Genomic DNA, 16,905 nt, shown 5'->3' on the forward strand with positions numbered 1-16,905 from the left:
GAAGAGGCACATCATGGCAGAGGCAGGCGTCAAACTCGAAGACAGCTGGAAACGTGTTCTTTCCGCCGAATTCGCCAGCCCCTACATGCTGAAGCTCAAAGATTTCCTGCTTGCCGAAAAAACCGCCGGCAAGCACATCTTTCCCAAAGGCGCCGAATATTTCCGGGCGCTGGATCTGACGCCGCTCGACAAGGTCAAGGTCGTCATTCTGGGACAGGATCCCTATCATGGAATTGGCCAGGCGCATGGCCTGTGCTTTTCGGTCCAGCCCGGCGTGCGCATCCCACCTTCGCTCGTCAATATCTACAAGGAATTGCAGAGCGATCTCGGCATTCGCCCGGTCAATCACGGCTTTCTGGAAAGCTGGGCGAAACAGGGCGTGCTTTTGCTCAACAGCGTGCTGACGGTGGAAGAATCGCGCGCCGCCTCGCATCAGGGGCAGGGCTGGGAAAAATTCACCGATGCCGTCATCCGTGCCGTCAATAACGAGTGCGAGCATGTGGTGTTCCTGCTCTGGGGATCCTACGCCCAGAAGAAGGCAGCCTTCGTGGACCAGAAAAAACATCTGGTGCTGCGTTCGCCGCACCCTTCGCCGCTTTCGGCCCATAACGGCTTTTTCGGCAATGGCCATTTCTCCAAGGCAAACGCCTTTCTGGTTTCCCACGGCCGCGAGCCGATCGACTGGCAATTGCCGGAGATGGCTTAAGCGATTTTACCAGCCCTCCCCTCATCCCTGTGCCCGTCACAGGGATCCTGTGTATTGCGTCTGTGCTAGAATGGTAGCGGACGGAAGGCCGTCGGGATCCTGGTCGTTTGAGACCGCTTGCTGGCTCTGGTCCTCCGTCCGCCTTTGATATCCCAACCTGAACAGTTGATTGAGGCCGTGAGCGCGGACCTCGAAGCACAGGATGAGGCTTGCCATGATACACCCTGTTTTCATTGGATGCGACGTCGCCAAGGCGCATCTTGATCTTTTCGACGGCCGGACATCCCGGCATATCCGCATCGACAACACCGCTGCCGCCATTCATGCATGGCTGCAAAGCCTGGAGGGGCAGGAGGCGACGGTCATTCTGGAGGCGACCGGGCGTTATGACAGGCAGCTGCGCGCGGCTCTCGATCGGCAACAGCGTCCGTATTGCCGGGTCAACCCCGCCCGGGCGCGCGACTTCGCAAGAGCCACCGGCCGCCTGGCCAAGACCGACGCCATCGATGCCCGCCTGCTGGCACGCATGGGCGAAACGCTTGGCCCCGCAACCAGCACACCACCCGATCCGGCCCGGCAGGCGCTTGCCAGCTTCCATACAAGGCGCGATCAGCTCGTTGCCATGCGCCAGCAGGAGCGGCTTCGCCTTTCCAGCGCAGAACCCATGGAGCACGATAGTCTGGAGCGCCATCTCATCTGGCTGGACGGCGAGATCGAGGCGATCGAAAAAGCCTGTCACGCCCATGTCCGGGAAAACGCGGAACTGAACGAACAAAGCACCAGGCTTCGTTCCATTCCGGGCGTCGGGCCAGTCACCGCATTCACGCTGATGGCGCATATGCCGGAACTGGGCGGCAGCTCTTCCAAAGCCATGGCGGCATTGGCGGGACTTGCTCCCTTCAATGCCGACAGCGGCATCAAACGCGGCCAGCGCCATATTCGCGGCGGACGAAAGCGCGTGCGCGATGCCCTCTACATGGCGGCGCTGGTGGCTTACAGGCTGAAGACCGCCTTCGCCCGCACGGCGCAAACCATGCAGACCAAGGGCAAACCGTTCAAGGTCATGATCATTGCCATCGCCCGCAAAATCCTCGTCGCCGCAAACGCAATCCTCAGGGATAAAACCGTCTTTGCTAAAACCTGACAATACAGTTGCCAGACGCGAGCGTCCGCGCGCCGGGAAGAGTCTTTTCAGCCCAAGGACTTGGGCTGGCTGGATTCCGGCTCAAGGCCGGAATGACGGGGAGCGCAGCAAATATCTTTACAGCGTGGTCGTGTCCGGTTTAAGGATACTAGACTATAAAGTGAAGGATTTATGCCCGTGTCTCTCCTGTCTGCAGAAACCTCCGTCTCGCTGCCCGATCCCGCGTCGATTGTCGATGCTTTCGAGGATCATTTCTCCGAACATATGGAGATGGAGCGGGAAGGGACGACGGTGCGTTTCAAGGCGGAATACGGCCATGGCAGCTTCAGCGCCGAAGGTGGCCGGTTCGCCGCCCGGGTCAGCTGCGTTTCCGAACATATATTGATGTCGGTGAAGGCCATGGTGGCCGAGCATATTGTCGAGTTTTCCGGCAAGACGGGGCTCGATTTCCGCTGGAGCGGCCACGGTGCCTATCAGCGGGAGCTGCCCAATCTCTTCGTCGGCAAGGTTGTCCGCGCCTATAATCTGACGCCGCATATGCGCCGTCTCGTGGTGTCCGTCGAAAGCGGCATTGAGCGGCTCGTCACCGGCGGCATGCATGTCCGCCTGCTGCTGGTGCCGGATCAGGCCCGTGCACCGGTCTGGCCTTATCTCGCCCCCACCGGCGCTATCGTCTGGCCGGCGGGCGACGATCTTCTGACGCGGCGCGTCTATACCATCCGCTCCGGCGATGTCGGGCGCGGCGAGGTGGATATCGATTTCGTCATGCATGAGGGCGATGACATGCCGGGCGCGAATTTCGGCGCCACGGCAAAGCCGGGCGACGTTCTCGGCATCATCGGCCCGAGCGGCACTTGCCCGGAGGCGGAGCGTTACGTCTTTGCCGGTGATGAGACGGCGCTACCGGTGATGCTACGCATGGCGGCGGAAATGCCGGCCGGCAAAAAGCTCAGCGTCTATGCCGAGATCGACAACGAGGCGGAACGGCAGGAGATCGTCTGCGCCGCCAATGTCGAATGGACGTGGCTTTATCGTCGCGGCAAGCCCGCCGGCACCGCTGGCCTCATCGAACAGGCGCTGCGTGGTCATGCCTTTAAGGGGGAGCATGAAGGCCTGCATGTTTTCGTCGCCTGCGAGAAGTCGGAGGCGAGGGCTGCCAAGTCCTTCCTCACCGATGAGATTTCCTTCCCCAAGGCATCGCTGCGCGCCGTCGGTTACTGGACCATGGGCCTCGCCGACGATCATTGAGACGTGCCGTCAGGCTTGGTTGAACAGTAGGTTTGATCGTTCACCAATCGGGAACAATCCGTTCCTGTTGCCGGTCTATGCCTGCCGCGCCTCTTACCCCATCTTTACGCCATGAACAGGGCGGGCCCGATTGCGAGGCCTGTCAGTGCGAAAAGGGGTTTACCATGCTGAACCAGATCATGGGCCTGCACCACGTCACCTCCATGGCGGCGAGCGCACGGCAGAACAATGGCTTCTTCACCGATACGCTCGGGCTTCGCCGGGTGAAGAAGACCGTCAATTTCGACGCGCCTGACGTCTATCATCTTTATTATGGCGATGAGCTCGGCACGCCCGGCTCCGTCATGACCTATTTTCCGTTCCCGCATATCGCCCGTGGCCGTCCCGGCACCGCGGAAGTGGGCACCACGCTGTTTTCCATCCCCGAGGGATCGCTCGGCTACTGGCAGGAGCGTCTTTCGAAGGCCGGGGTGGATGGCCTGAAGGCCGACGAGGCCTTCGGCAACAAGCGCCTTCATTTTGCCGGCCCGGATGGCGATGGTTTCGCGCTGGTCGAGGTCAAGGATGACACCCGTCCGCAGTGGACCGGCAATGGCGTCGGTGAAGATCAGGCGATCCACGGCTTTCAGGGCGCTTCCTTGCGTCTTCGCGACGAAGGGGCAACCGCCGAGCTTCTGAAATTCATGGGCTATGAGGAAGTGGACCGTCAGGATGGCGTGCTGCGCCTCGGCATTGCCGGCGGCAATGGCGCTGATGTCATCGATATCGAAACCATGCCGAACATCTCCGGCGCGCGCCTTGGTGCGGGTTCGGTACACCACATCGCCTTTGCGGTCGAAAACCGTGAAAAGCAGCTCGAAGTGCGCAAGGCGCTGATGGATACGGGCTATCAGGTGACGCCGGTGATCGACCGCGATTATTTCTGGGCGATCTATTTCCGCACGCCGGGCGGCGTGCTGTTCGAGGTGGCGACCAACGAGCCCGGTTTCGACCGGGACGAGGACACCGCCCATCTCGGCGAAGCGCTGAAACTGCCGACCCAGCACGCGCATCTGCGGCCGGTGCTGGAAAAGCAGCTGGAGCCGCTTGGGGATGAGAAGGCGGTTTGATCATCCGGGCTTGGCCATTGAGTTTGGCAGAACGTTGCCACACGTTTCTTCTCCCCCTCGGGGAGAAGACACAAGCCGCGCCCGTTCGCTTCATATGACTGCTCCGCTTGGCCGAAGAGGCCTTGCGGAAGCCTTTGACCATCTTCCTTCCAGAAAGGATTCTTCCATGACCAAGGACAGCTATTTCCACAAATCCCGCGCCGGTTCTGCCGGTGCGCCGCTTTTCGTTTTGCTGCACGGCACCGGCGGCGATGAGAACCAGTTCTTCGATTTCGGCTCCCGCCTGCTGCCTGAGGCCACCATTCTCTCGCCGGTTGGCGATGTTTCCGAACATGGCGCGGCGCGGTTTTTCCGGCGCACCGGCGAGGGCGTCTACGACATGGCCGATCTTCAGCGGGCAACCGGCAAGATGGCGGATTTCATCAGGGCGAACCGGGAGCATTATCAGGCCGGCCCGGTCATCGGTCTCGGCTTTTCGAATGGTGCGAATATTCTCGCCAATGTGCTGATCGAACAGCCCGAGCTTTTCGATGCCGCGGTGCTGATGCATCCGCTCATCCCGTTCGAGCCGAAGATCTCCCCCGCCAAATCAACGCGGCGGGTGCTTATCACGGCGGGTGAGCGCGATCCGATCTGCCCGGTGCCGCTGACGAAGGCGCTGGAAACGAGCCTTCAGGCGCAGGGCGGCACGGTGGAAACGGTGTGGCATCCGGGCGGGCATGAAATCCGCTCGGGCGAGATCGATGCTGTAAGGGGCTTTCTGGCGGATTATGGAGGGTAGCTTTCTGCCCGACCTCATTCTTCACCGTCATGCCGGACTTGATCCGGCATCCAGCCACGGCGCGTCTGCGCCGTGAAAAGAGTCTCTTGCGATCAAGGACTTGATCGCGCTGGACCCCGGATCAAGTCCGGGGTGACGGAGAGGGTAGGTGATCTGCCTTTCCACGTCGCATGCAGACAAAATGGTCCTGCTACTCCAACTTCAGCGATATCCGCATTGCTGCAACTGTGCCTCGTAACGCAGCGCCATGTTGGCGGAGCGGCGGGCGGCTTTCTGGACCGCGGAACTGTTGCGCCAGCTTCCCTTCGCGTAACCGGCATGGCCGGAATAATAAGCGAGATAGAGGTTATAGGGGTCGTTCAGCGAAATGCCGTTTTCGCGGCGGCTCTTGGCGTGGTACCAGCCGACGAAATGGATCGCATCGGTGAAATCGGTGCGGCTTGCCGACCAGCGGCCGGTTTCGCGCTGGTAAACACCCCATGTGCCGTCCAGCGCCTGGGCATAACCGTAAGCGGTGGACTGGCGTTTCCATGGAATGAAGCCGAGAAGCTTGGTGCGCGGGGCCGCGCATAGGGGCGGAAGGCGGATTCGGTGTAGATCGTCGCCATCATGACAGGCACGGGCACGCCGAACTCGCGCTCGGCCGCTTTCGCATCGCGCCGCCAGTTGTTGAATATGCCGTTCCGCTGCTCGAAAATCGCACAGGCATTGGTGACCTGCGACGGCGCCGTTGCGCAGCCGGCCAGAACAGTCATCAGAAGAACAACGGCAAATACGCCACGCATAACGGAACCCTTTCGTTCCGCCATTCTTAAATTGCTAACCATTAACGTCGGGTTTTAAGACAAGGTTAATTCAAATGCCGCCGATCAAGGGCTTGTTAACCCGCTGAAAATTCCTGTGTCCGGGATGGGGCGAAAGCGTGTGCCGCGCCTCTCCAGCATGCCTTTTTTGAGATGCATTTATCCCCGCGCGTCCCCGTTCCAGCCGGGTGCGCTACACTCGCTTCATCCCGGTCATTGAGCGTGCGCGCGGCGCAAGGTGGGTGGGGCAGGCGGCCAAAACCGGGGAGTTTCCCAATGTCACGGTCAAGGCGGCCGGCATATGTCCATCCTCCAAACAGGAACCGGTTTGGCGGGCGGATCATATGTTGAAACCGGGGCCGCATCGTCTGCAAAACCCTGCACTACCCCCTTCGATACCCCCGCAGCGATGCGGCCCATTTATCGCCTCTCAACGCTGCGCCGGAATTCGGCGCGGTGATATCGGTGCATATTCGAAAAAAAGCGTCCGCTGTACAAAAATGAAAACCGATAAAATTGTAGCAATCGGCTTAAAGCGGCTGAAAACAGTGCTGTGCCATTGTGGGATCACAGACAAGGAGCGGACATCCTGCGCAGACAGGGGCTCCACAAAACAGAAATCGAGACCGGCCCAAGCCGGCGGATCGCCAAACGGGGTATGAAAATGCTGAAGAAGATTATTGCTGCCGCCATCTGCGGAATTGCCGTTGCTTCCATGTCCACTCATGCCGATGCGGCTGGCGCTGCCGGTTTTGCCCGTGGTTTTGCCGCTGTCGAAAAGAGCGCGGTGACCCAGATCGGTGTTTCGGCTCCGGGCGGTTTTGATGGCTGCGTTCTGTCCGCCGGCCAATGTGTTTCGACGATTGCCGCGCCGCTGACGGGCGAGCGCCGTGAAGAACTGCTGCGCGTCAACCGCGATGTGAACGCCACCATGGGCGCGCTTGATGATTATTTCTCCGGTTTCGGAGCCGGTGTCCCGGCAACGCCGTCGCTGAGCGCTGAGGATTGTGGCGATTGCGCCGCGATCAAGCGCACGGCCCTTGCCGGTGCCGGCTGGTCTTCCGCTGCGCTGCGCCTTGCCTTTGCGCTGAATGATGACGGATCGCTCGAAAAAGTGCTGATCGTCACCACCGACAAGGGCGATATCGTGCTCGGTAACGCCGTCTTTTCTCCGGCTGAGCGCGAAACCGCGCTTTAAGCCCACCTTTTTCATGCCTGCCAGACTGCGCCGGTTTCTTCTGATCCTTCGGGATCAGGGAGCCGGCGATTTTTTTCGTTCTGCGACGGCAATACCCGCCAGCGCCATGACCAGCGCCGCGATCTGGTAGGTGTGCAGGGTTTCGCTAAGCACCACAACGGACAAAAGCGTGCCGAAGACGGGCACGAGGTTGATGAAGAGGCCGGCGCGGTTGGCGCCGATCTGTTCCACGCCCTTGATGTAGAGGATCTGGGCGATGAGCGACGCAAAAATGGCGGCATAGACCACCAGCACCCAGCCCTTCTGATCGGGCCAGACGACGCTGTCGCGCGAGATTTCCCAGAAGACCAGCGGCACCGAGGTGAGGAGGGCGAAAAAGGCAGGTATCGCCATCAGCGTGCGCCAGTCAACGGCGGGTTTCCAGCGCAGGATGACGGTGTAGATGGCATAGACCAGCACCGCGAGCAGCATGATGGCGTCGCCCGCATTCATCTCTAGCTGCAGCAGCGAGACCGGATCGCCATGGGAGGCGAGCAGCGCCACGCCTGCTATGGTGAGGCAGAAACCGGCGATCTGGCCGAACAGCACGCGGGTGCGGAACAGGATGAAGTTCAGCACGAAGATGACCATGGGAATGCCGGCCTGGATGACGGCGGCATTGATCGCGGAGGTGTGTTGCAGGGCCGTGTAGAGAAAGACGTTGAAGGCGGTGTAACCGACGCTGCCGAGCACGAAGAAATAGGGCAGGCGCTTTTTCACCACCGGCCAGTCCTTGATGAGCTGCGGCACGGAAATGGCAAAGATGATGGCGACGGCCAGAACCCAGCGCAGGAAGGTGAAGGCCATGGGGCTGATGTGGCCGACGGCGAGCTTGCCGGCGACAGTGTTGCCGCCCCAGCAGAGCGTGGCGATGATGAGGGCGATGTAGGCTTTGGAGGGCACGCTGATGTTTCGCTTCTTCACGGGGCGGGATAACGGCTAAGGGGTGAACGGCGGTCTTGCGCCCGCGCTTGGCCCCCACGGGGCGAGATAATGCGGGAAATCCGCGCCTTGTCACGGAAAAAGCAAAATTCTCCATAAGAAACAGGGTCGCTTTCCGTAAAACAACACAGTATACATTCGCGGGTTTGGGTTTCCCATCGGGTTATCGGGCGCGCAAGCGCCATGAGCAGGAAAGCAAGAAATGACGAATGTTGTGGTGGTCGGCTCGCAGTGGGGCGACGAAGGCAAAGGCAAGATTGTCGACTGGCTGTCCGAGCGGGCAGATGTCGTCGTGCGGTATCAGGGCGGCCACAATGCCGGCCATACGCTTGTCATCGATGGCATCAGCTACAAGCTTTCGCTTCTGCCTTCCGGCGTCGTGCGTCCCGGCAAGCTGGCCGTCATCGGTAACGGCGTCGTGGTCGATCCGCATGCGCTGATCGCCGAAATCGGCCGTCTGGAAGTTCAGGGCGTCAAGGTCACGCCGGAAAACCTGCGCATTGCCGACAATGCCACGCTCATTCTTTCGCTCCACCGCGAGCTGGACGGCATGCGTGAAGACGCTGCCTCCAACAGCGGCACCAAGATCGGCACCACGCGTCGCGGCATCGGCCCGGCTTACGAGGATAAGGTCGGCCGTCGCGCCATCCGTGTGATGGATCTGGCCGACATGGAAGCTCTTTCCGCCAAGGTCGACCGTATCCTCACGCATCACAACGCGCTTCGCCGCGGTTTCGGCGTCGCCGAAATTTCGCATGAGACGATCATGGAAGAGCTGGGCTCGATTGCCGAGCGCATCCTGCCCTTCAGCGAAACCGTCTGGCTGCTGCTCGACAAGAAGCGCCGCGCCGGTGCGCGCATCCTGTTTGAAGGTGCGCAGGGCTCGCTGCTTGATATCGACCATGGCACCTATCCCTATGTGACCTCGTCCAACACGGTTGCCGGCCAGGCTGCTGCCGGTTCGGGGATGGGTCCGGGTTCGCTGGGTTACATTCTCGGCATCACCAAAGCCTATACGACGCGCGTCGGCGAAGGCCCGTTCCCGACCGAGCTGAATGACGAGATCGGCCAGTTCCTCGGCGAAAAGGGCCATGAATTCGGCACCGTCACCGGCCGCAAGCGCCGCTGCGGCTGGTTCGATGCGGCACTGGTGCGCCAGTCGGTCGCCACCAACGGTATTACCGGCATCGCGCTCACCAAGCTCGACGTTCTCGATGGCCTCGACGAGCTGAAAATCTGCGTCGGCTACAAGCTTGACGGGCAGGAAATCGACCATCTTCCGGCCAGCCAGGGCGCGCAGGCGCGGGTAGAGCCGATCTACATCACGCTGGAAGGCTGGAAAGAATCCACCGTCGGTGCCCGAAAATGGGCGGATTTGCCTGCTCAGGCAATCAAATATGTCCGTCAGGTCGAGGAATTGATCGGGGCGCCTGTCGCGCTTCTGTCGACAAGTCCGGAGCGTGACGACACCATACTTGTGACTGATCCGTTTGAGGATTAATGTCCTCAACGATCTAGATTCATAAACCATATCGGGCCGGTACGTCGCCGGTCACGACGAGAAAGTGCTTATGGCGGATTTTGTAGCAGTCATTCGCAAGGCCGTGGATGGCTTGGCGAACAATACTCCCGAAAACCGGGCGAAGGTTTACGACAAGGCGCGCAGTGCGGTTGTGCGCCAGCTCGAGAATATGAAGCCACGTCCGCCGGAAGAATTGTTGCGCCGGCAGATCGCCAAGCTGGACGCCGCCATTGCCGAAGTGGACAGCGAATATGCCGAGGCGCTTCCGGCGCTGGAGGAAGACGACGCTTTCACGCCGGCGGCTGAAGAGACGGCAACATCCTACTATCGAGAGGATGTTGCCGAAGAACCTGCGGCCCATGCCGCCGAGCCGGACCATGCCAGCGAGCGGCAGGAGGAACGGTACGAGCCGGTCGAGGAAGAGCCTGCCCCGGTTGTCGCCGCACAGCCTGAGCCGGTTTACGAAGAGCCTGCCCGCGAGGAAGAGCCGCTCCACGAAGCGCCCGTTTCCGCCGCTGCCTCGCATGACGAGGAGCGTTACGCGGAACGCGAGCCGGAAGAGCTTTACGACGCGCCGGAACCCGTTCATGTGGCGCCGGCTCATGCTGCCGTTTCCCATGAAGAGGTCGGCACCTATTTTACCCGCGCGGAAGAGGAACCGGCTCATCAGCCGGAAGCCGAGCGCGACAGCGATGTGGCCGCACCTGCCCAGGCCGATGATTCCGTGCCGCCCCATTGGGCGCAGCCGGTCGATGAGGATGACTGGCGCAAACTGGACGAGGCCGAGGACGAGCATGCTCGCCCGGCTGCCGAGGATTATGCCGAAATCCGCAACGAGACGGATGGACGTCCTGTCGTCGCCGGTTATGCCGCGCAGCATTACCAGGCCCCGGATGTCAGCTTCGAGCCCGACAGGCGCGATGACGAAGACTATGCCGGCAACCGTGCCGGTGCGGATCACGATCCGATCTTCGGCGGACAGGGTGATTTTTCCGAACCCCGCCAGACGGAAGACACGGCTCCGAAAAAAGCCGCCGTCGTCGAGGATTTTTCGTCCTATTTCCAGGACACGGATATCGCCATTCCCGCGAAGGACGCTCCGGCGCTGCCACGCGCCGATAACGATCCCTTCGGTGACCGGGCCTCGTCCAAGGACAACAAGGAGCGCACCCCCTGGGACGATCTGGACGAGCTGATCGGTTACGACGGCGCGTCTTCCTCCAACCGGGCGACTGCGGATGAAACGCCCGCTCTGGGCGCAGGCGCTGCAACGCCGGCCTACATGGTCAAGAAGAAGCCGCGCCGCAACTATGCGTCGCTGGTGCTTGCCCTTGTTGGCGCCGGGCTTCTCGCCGGGGGCGGATATGCGCTCTGGCAGAACCGCGATGCGCTGAACGACATGGTCGGCGGGCTGGTACAATCGGCACAGAAGGGTGGGGAAACCCAGACGCCTTCGCCCGATACGGCGCAGCAGACATCCACGCCGCCGGCTGGCCAGCAGCCGCCCGCGGCCGGACAGCAGCCTGCAACAAACCCGACCAACCATCAGGCACAGCCCCATGGCGATGACGGTTCCGTCACCGGCACGAAATTCACCCAGCGGCTTCTGGCCGATGGGTCCGAGCGTGATGAAGGGCCTGCACCGGGCGCCAATGGCCAGCCGGTGACGGCGGAAGGCCAGTCGGTCTACGAACAGAACGTCGCACCGCCGCCTGCGGGCGAGGCTCCGGCCAACACGGCGGGTGCGCCCGCTGGAACGCCTGCCGGCACGCCGCCGGCCCAGCAGCCTGCCGCTGCCGCCACCGGCGACCGCATGTTCCTTTACGAGGAAGTGCTCGGCCAGACGGTTCCGACCGCCATTCAGGGCGGCGTTTCCTGGTCGTTGCAGCAGGAAAACGACAATGATGGCCGCCCGTCCCCGACGGTACAGGGCCAGATCACGGTTCCCGGCCGCGGCTTGAGCGCGCTCATCACGTTCAAGCGCAATACCGATCCGTCTCTGCCCGCAAGCCATCTGATCGAAATCGTCTTCTCGGTTTCGCCCGGCTTCGAAGGCGGCGCAATCGACAGCGTCCAGCGCATCGCGATGAAGAGCACGGAGCAGGATCGTGGTAATGCCCTGATCGCGGTTCCGGCCAAGATCACCGACGATTTCCACATGATCGCGCTCAACGACTTCCCGGATGCGATGAAGACCAATCTGGAGCTGCTGAAGAGCCGCAACTGGATCGATATTCCGGTCTCCTACCGCAACGGCCGGCGCGCGCTGCTGACCCTGCAAAAGGGCAATGACGGCATCGCCGCCTTCGACAAGGCGCTCAGCGAATGGGCGGCCGCAACGCCGGCAGCCGGCGGACAATAAGGATTGAAAGGGCGGCTCGGGTCGCCCTTTTTCGTTATATGGCTACGGCGGTGTCTTTGCGTTTGTCGGGTGATGGGTGGGTTAGTTGGTGCCGGTGGGTGTGGCTCACCCCCTTTACCCTGCCGGGCATCTCCCCCACAAGGGGGGAGATCGATATGCCGCGAGGTCTCGACCAACTCAACGGACGAGGATGAAGCGGAGGTAGAGCGTCTTGCCGATCTCCCTCCTTGTGGGGGAGATGCCCGGCAGGGCAGAGGGGGGTAAGCGGCATCCCCCGAAGCATGGATATTTTTCCTGCCGGTTTTCCTCCAGCGCAATCGCCGGTCTCGGATGGCAGGCCATTTCCAGTCGTCAGCCTTTTACCAACAAAAAATCCCGGCCGAGGGCCGAGGATGATCTATGGCACGGACGCAAAACCGCTCCGCACTTTTGCTGGATATGCTTTACGCATCCACCACGCGCAGCGCGCGGGCGGCTTCGAGGGCTTCCTTCTGTACCGCTTCCTGAACCTTTTCGAAGGCGCGAACCTCGATCTGGCGCACACGCTCGCGGCTGATGTCGAACTCGGATGAGAGTTCTTCCAGCGTCACCGGGTCTTCAGCAAGGCGGCGGGCCTCGAAGATGCGGCGTTCGCGGTCGTTCAGCACGCCCATGGCCTTGGCCAGCATGCGGCGGCGGGTTTCCAGTTCGTCCTGCTCGATCAGCACGGCTTCCTGGCTTTCATGGTCATCCACCAGCCAATCCTGCCATTGGCCGGATTCGCCTTCGGAGGCCTTGATCGGCGCATTCAGCGATGCGTCGCCATGCAGGCGACGGTTCATCGAGATCACTTCTTCCTCAGAAACCTGAAGCTTGGTGGCGATTTCCTTGACGTGTTCCGGCTTCAGATCGCCATCGTCGATCGCCTGGATACGGCCTTTCAGCCGGCGCAGGTTGAAGAACAGGCGCTTCTGGTTGGCCGTCGTGCCCATCTTCACCAGGGACCACGAGCGCAGGATATATTCCTGGATCGAGGCCTTGATCCACCACATGGCGTAGGTGGCAAGACGGAAGCCGCGTTCCGGATCGAACTTCTTCACCGCCTGCATCAGGCCGACATTGCCTTCGGACACGACTTCGCCAATCGGCAGGCCGTAACCGCGGTAACCCATGGCAATCTTGGCGACGAGGCGCAGGTGGCTGGTGACAAGCTTATGGGCAGCGTCGCGGTCACCATGCTCGGCGTAACGCTTGCCAAGCATGTATTCTTCCTGCGGCTCCAGCATCGGAAATTTACGGATTTCGTCGAGATATCTATTGAGACCGGCTTCGCCGGCCGTAATCGTAGGCAAACTATTGCGGGCCATAAAGCACCCCCTTATCTATGGTCTGGAACGGCACCCTCATGGATTGACGATTACTCGCCTGAGGCACACCGCTAGTGGCGGGTCGTTACCGACCCCGCACGAACCCATGTAACAAATATGTATGCGCCCGCCGCGTTTCAAGCGAACGCTGCGTTCACACATATGTTATGTTCCGGCGACACTGTCTCTCACCTGTTTAACTTTTGAACGGTAGATTCGTTCCGAAAATCCGCCAAGGCCGGAGCGTATCATCAGCTCATACATTACCCGTCTGCGCATGGGATTATGCAGGCGCACGACGGTGGAGCCAAGAAACTGCGTTTCGACATGGCCAAGGATCTGCAAGTCGGGTTCTTCGGCGATCGCGCCTGCGTAAAGCGCGTGAAATTCGCGGCGGCAGACATAGGTCTTATATTTGGTCATGGCGAAGCAGGCGAGGCTGTGGCCGTGCGTGCGCAGAAAATCGGCAACCCCCACCGTCACTTCCGGCCAGGCGGGATTGAAAGTGTCGTCAAAGACGATGACGCCATGCGGGGCGATCACCTCCATCGCCAGCTTCGCATCCGCCAGAACATGATGCAGATGGTGTCCGCCATCGATGCTGAAGAAGCGCACGGGGCCGATCCGCGAGGTGATGTCGGAGGGGGCGAGCCGGGTACTGTCACCCTTGATGATCAGGTCCTCATCCATCGCAAAACCCAGCCGCCGGCCGTTTTCCATCAAGCGGTCATATTGGTCCAGGCTGCCATCCTCGGGCGGGTCCATTTCGAACAGGTCGACGCCCAGCACCTTTTCCTTCGTCTGCGCAAACCTGCGCAGCAGAAAATAAGAGCGGCCATAATAAACGCCGATTTCAGCCATGCCGCCTTGAAGGTGGTTTCTCGTCTGGGCCTGCAGCAGCGCCTTGAAGACGAGCGCGTCGGGCGGGTCGATATAGCCTTCGACGCTGCGCAGATCCTGAAATATAAACCGGCGTTCATCGATGTTCATGCGCGATAGATCCCGTCATCATGCCGGTTCCGTTCAGGATATGCGGATCGAACGAAAGGCATCCCCTGCGGTGTCCGTCATTCGGCAGGCTTGGTTTGCGTCACCGAAATGGGGGTGATGTCAAGCCTTGCAGCGGTCGAGGAGGTGCGACGATTGAAGCGAAATTGGGGCGGTCTATAAAAAGGACCGACTGCGGAATATCGCGATCCGCTAATCTTTTTTTATTATCCGGGGCTTCGGGCAGAATTTACGGCGCGGTTTTTTTGACCGCGCCGTACAGCATTTTCAGCCGCGCAGTGCGGTGATCAGTTCTTCCATGTCATCCGGCATGTCGGTTTCGAACTCCATCACCTCGCCGGTGCGGGGGTGTTCGAAGGCGAGCAGATAGGCATGCAGCGCCTGTCGCGGAAAGCGGTTGACGGTGCTTCTGGCCGGCTCTTCAAGCAGGTTCGCCTTGGTGCGGAAGGCCGCGCCATATTCGGGGTCGCCGATCAGCGGATGGCCGATATGGGCCATATGCACGCGGATCTGGTGGGTGCGGCCCGTCTCCAGCCGGCATTCCACCATGGAGGCGAGGCAGGATGCATCCGGCCTTTCATGGAAGCGCTCCATCACCTCGTAATGGGTGATCGCCTCGCGGGCGTCGTCCCTGTCCTCATGCTTGACGGCGCGTTTGGTGCGATCGGCGCCACGGCCGAGTGCGGCGTCGATGGTGCCGCGAAGGGTGCGCGGGCGGCCCCAGACGACGGCCTTGTAGGCCCGCTCCAGCGGGCCGGTGCGGCCGTGGTCGGCAAATTGCGCGGCGAGATGGCGGTGGGCATTGTCGTTTTTCGCCACCACCATGACGCCGGAGGTTTCCTTGTCCAGCCGGTGCACGATGCCCGGGCGCTTCACGCCGCCAATGCCGGAGAGGCTGTCGCCGCAATGGTGAATGAGGGCGTTGACCAGCGTTCCGGTCCAGTTGCCGGCGCCCGGATGCACGACGAGACCGGCGGGCTTCACCAGCACGATCAGGTCTTCATCCTCATATTCCACATCGAGCGGAATATCCTCGCCCTTGGGTTCGGGGTCTTCCGGTTCCGGCATCACAATCTCGATGCGGTCCTGCGGATGCACTTTCTTTTTCGGCTCCGTCACCGGTTTGCCATTCAGGAAAACCGCGCCCTGCTCGATCAGCGCCTTCAGACGGCTGCGTGACAGATCGCCACCGACTTCGGTCGCCAGCCAGGAATCGAGGCGGCCTTCGGCGTCTTCCCCGGCAATCAGGACTTTCCTTGCGTCTCCGCCTTGTTTAAAGGGGTCGTTCATTCTTATTTTTCCGATCCATCAGCATTTCAGGGAACCCGATGACGCAGATCGAGCAAGACGAACAGGAAGACAAGCCGCTTGATCCGGCCATGGAAAAAGTTCGCCGCAAGATGATCCGTTTGCAGATCGTGTCGGGCTCCGTGATGTTTATCAGCCTTATGGCCGTCTTCGGAGCGGTTGTCTACAAGGCGATGGGGCCGTCGAAAACGGTTGCGACGCAGAGCGAACCGCAAAATCTGGCTGTTCCGACCGGCAACGGGCCGCTGGCCGTCACCGCCAGCCTGCCGCAGGGCTTCGTGATCGACAATGTCAGCTATTCCGGCGGTGACATGCTGTTTTACGGCAGGCTTGCCAACGGCACCCGCAAGGCGCTGGTCTTCAATGTTGCGGTCGGCCGGTTCCTCGCCGATGTGACGGTCGATGCCCAGTGAGGGCAGCGATCATACGCTCTTGGACGGACGGGCGCTGATCCCGGTCGACGACCCGGCCGATCCGCGCATCGCCGCCTTTCGCGACATTCGCGAGCGTGACCTTACCGGTAGGCAAGGCCGCTTCATCGCCGAAGGCACGGTGGTGCTGCGCATGCTCGCCGCCGCCCATAAAGCGGGCGGCGCCTTTGCGGCGGAAAGCATCCTGATCCTCAAGAACCGGCTTTCGGGCGTTGCGGATATTCTTGCTGATTTTCCAGCCGATGTTCCGGTCTATGTGGCGGAAGCACCGGTGCTGGACGGCATCGTCGGTTTTCACCTGCATCGCGGCATTCTGGCGCTCGGCCGCCGGGTTCACGACAATACGCTGGACGGGCTGGCGAACGCGCTTCCCGCCTCTTCGTTGGTGCTCGCAGGCTGCGGCATCTCCAACCACGACAATCTGGGTGCGATGTTCCGCAACGCCGCGGCGTTTTATGCCGATGCGGTGTTTCTGGACGAGACCTGCTGCGATCCGCTCTATCGCAAGGCGTTGCGTGTTTCGGTCGGTTCGGTCCTCTCGGTTCCCTATCATCGCGGCGGGGGCGCGGTGCAGATGCTGGAGCGGCTCTCTGCGGCCGGTTTTGCGATCTGGAGCCTTTCGCCCAATGGCGAGACCGAGATACGCGACATTCCCCGTTCCGAACGCATGGCGCTGGTCATCGGCACGGAAGGCGAGGGATTGCCGCAATCGGTGCTCTCGCGTTTTCACACGGCACGGATTGCGCAGTCGCCGCAGCTGGATAGTCTGAATGCGGGGACGGCTTCGGGGCTGGCGCTTTATCAGATGGCGAGCGCGATAGGGCGGGTTTAGAGGGCGGATAAAGGTTGATCCTTTGCGCGTGACGCTTACCCCCCTCTGCCCTGCCGGGCATCTCCCCCTCAAGGGGGGGAGATCGACTCGTGGCGACATCTCGCCCATCTCGAAGCTTGAGAATAA

14 protein-coding genes and 1 pseudogene are annotated in these 16,905 nt (G+C 61.1%); 10 read left to right on the forward strand and 5 right to left on the reverse strand.

Annotated elements, in window-relative coordinates; genetic code table 11:
• Window positions 1–13: 13 nt before the first annotated feature.
• The 5 genes from ung (at window position 14) to G3A56_RS13715 (ending at window position 4,988) form a co-directional block, all read left to right on the forward strand.
• On the forward strand, window positions 14–706 hold the full coding sequence (gene ung, locus G3A56_RS13695) for a uracil-DNA glycosylase (RefSeq protein WP_082182845.1): 693 nt from the start codon (window positions 14–16) through the stop codon (window positions 704–706).
• 214 nt (window positions 707–920) lie between these two features.
• Window positions 921–1,850 (forward strand): IS110 family RNA-guided transposase, encoded by a 930-nt coding sequence (locus G3A56_RS13700; protein WP_082182843.1) that lies wholly within the window; start codon window positions 921–923, stop codon window positions 1,848–1,850.
• A 171-nt stretch (window positions 1,851–2,021) separates the two neighbouring features.
• Window positions 2,022–3,098, forward strand: coding sequence for a siderophore-interacting protein (locus G3A56_RS13705; protein WP_082182842.1), 1,077 nt, complete (start codon window positions 2,022–2,024; stop codon window positions 3,096–3,098).
• Window positions 3,099–3,262: 164 nt separating this feature from the next.
• Window positions 3,263–4,207: a VOC family protein gene (locus tag G3A56_RS13710; protein ID WP_082182841.1), complete on the forward strand. Its 945-nt coding sequence runs from the start codon at window positions 3,263–3,265 to the stop codon at window positions 4,205–4,207.
• A 166-nt stretch (window positions 4,208–4,373) separates the two neighbouring features.
• Window positions 4,374–4,988, forward strand: coding sequence for an alpha/beta hydrolase (locus G3A56_RS13715; protein ID WP_082184509.1), 615 nt, complete (start codon window positions 4,374–4,376; stop codon window positions 4,986–4,988).
• Between the two features lie 201 nt (window positions 4,989–5,189).
• On the opposite strand, the pseudogene G3A56_RS13720 reads toward G3A56_RS13715, so the two are convergent.
• Window positions 5,190–5,773: pseudogene (locus G3A56_RS13720) on the reverse strand (transglycosylase SLT domain-containing protein).
• A 682-nt stretch (window positions 5,774–6,455) separates the two neighbouring features.
• Between G3A56_RS13720 and G3A56_RS13725 the strand changes: the two are divergent.
• Window positions 6,456–6,989 carry a transglutaminase-like cysteine peptidase gene (locus G3A56_RS13725; RefSeq protein ID WP_082184508.1) on the forward strand — a complete coding sequence of 178 codons (534 nt, stop codon included), beginning with the start codon at window positions 6,456–6,458 and terminating at the stop codon, window positions 6,987–6,989.
• Between the two features lie 54 nt (window positions 6,990–7,043).
• Here the strand turns inward: G3A56_RS13725 and G3A56_RS13730 are convergent, their stop codons facing one another.
• Window positions 7,044–7,931, reverse strand: a complete 888-nt coding sequence (locus tag G3A56_RS13730; RefSeq protein ID WP_164056450.1) for a DMT family transporter — start codon at window positions 7,929–7,931, stop codon at window positions 7,044–7,046.
• 241 nt (window positions 7,932–8,172) lie between these two features.
• Between G3A56_RS13730 and G3A56_RS13735 the strand changes: the two genes are divergently transcribed.
• Together G3A56_RS13735 and G3A56_RS13740 are read left to right on the forward strand one after the other, a co-directional pair.
• Entirely contained in the window at window positions 8,173–9,471 is a 1,299-nt protein-coding gene (locus G3A56_RS13735) for an adenylosuccinate synthase (protein WP_003491846.1), read from the forward strand.
• A gap of 70 nt (window positions 9,472–9,541) precedes the next feature.
• Window positions 9,542–11,854, forward strand: a complete 2,313-nt coding sequence (locus G3A56_RS13740) for a chromosomal replication initiator protein DnaA (protein WP_164056453.1) — start codon at window positions 9,542–9,544, stop codon at window positions 11,852–11,854.
• A 443-nt stretch (window positions 11,855–12,297) separates the two neighbouring features.
• On the opposite strand, the gene rpoH is transcribed toward G3A56_RS13740, so the two are convergent.
• The 3 genes from rpoH to G3A56_RS13755 form a co-directional block, all read right to left on the reverse strand.
• Window positions 12,298–13,200, reverse strand: coding sequence for an RNA polymerase sigma factor RpoH (gene rpoH, locus G3A56_RS13745; protein ID WP_003491840.1), 903 nt, complete (start codon window positions 13,198–13,200; stop codon window positions 12,298–12,300).
• A 165-nt stretch (window positions 13,201–13,365) separates the two neighbouring features.
• The gene (locus tag G3A56_RS13750) at window positions 13,366–14,190 is read right to left on the reverse strand and encodes a class I SAM-dependent methyltransferase (RefSeq protein ID WP_082182837.1); all 825 of its coding nucleotides are present in this window, start codon (window positions 14,188–14,190) and stop codon (window positions 13,366–13,368) included.
• A 285-nt stretch (window positions 14,191–14,475) separates the two neighbouring features.
• The gene (locus G3A56_RS13755; RefSeq protein ID WP_003491838.1) at window positions 14,476–15,498 is read right to left on the reverse strand and encodes an RluA family pseudouridine synthase; all 1,023 of its coding nucleotides are present in this window, start codon (window positions 15,496–15,498) and stop codon (window positions 14,476–14,478) included.
• A gap of 38 nt (window positions 15,499–15,536) precedes the next feature.
• Between G3A56_RS13755 and G3A56_RS13760 the strand changes: the two genes are divergently transcribed.
• Together G3A56_RS13760 and G3A56_RS13765 are read left to right on the forward strand one after the other, a co-directional pair.
• Entirely contained in the window at window positions 15,537–15,929 is a 393-nt protein-coding gene (locus tag G3A56_RS13760) for a hypothetical protein (RefSeq protein WP_082182836.1), read from the forward strand.
• Window positions 15,919–16,779 (forward strand): TrmH family RNA methyltransferase, encoded by an 861-nt coding sequence (locus G3A56_RS13765; RefSeq protein ID WP_137067556.1) that lies wholly within the window; start codon window positions 15,919–15,921, stop codon window positions 16,777–16,779. Before G3A56_RS13760 ends, G3A56_RS13765 begins: the two co-directional genes overlap by 11 nt.
• Window positions 16,780–16,905: the final 126 nt, after the last annotated feature.

Source organism: Rhizobium oryzihabitans (assembly GCF_010669145.1).
Classification (GTDB): Bacteria; Pseudomonadota; Alphaproteobacteria; order Rhizobiales; family Rhizobiaceae; genus Agrobacterium; species Agrobacterium oryzihabitans.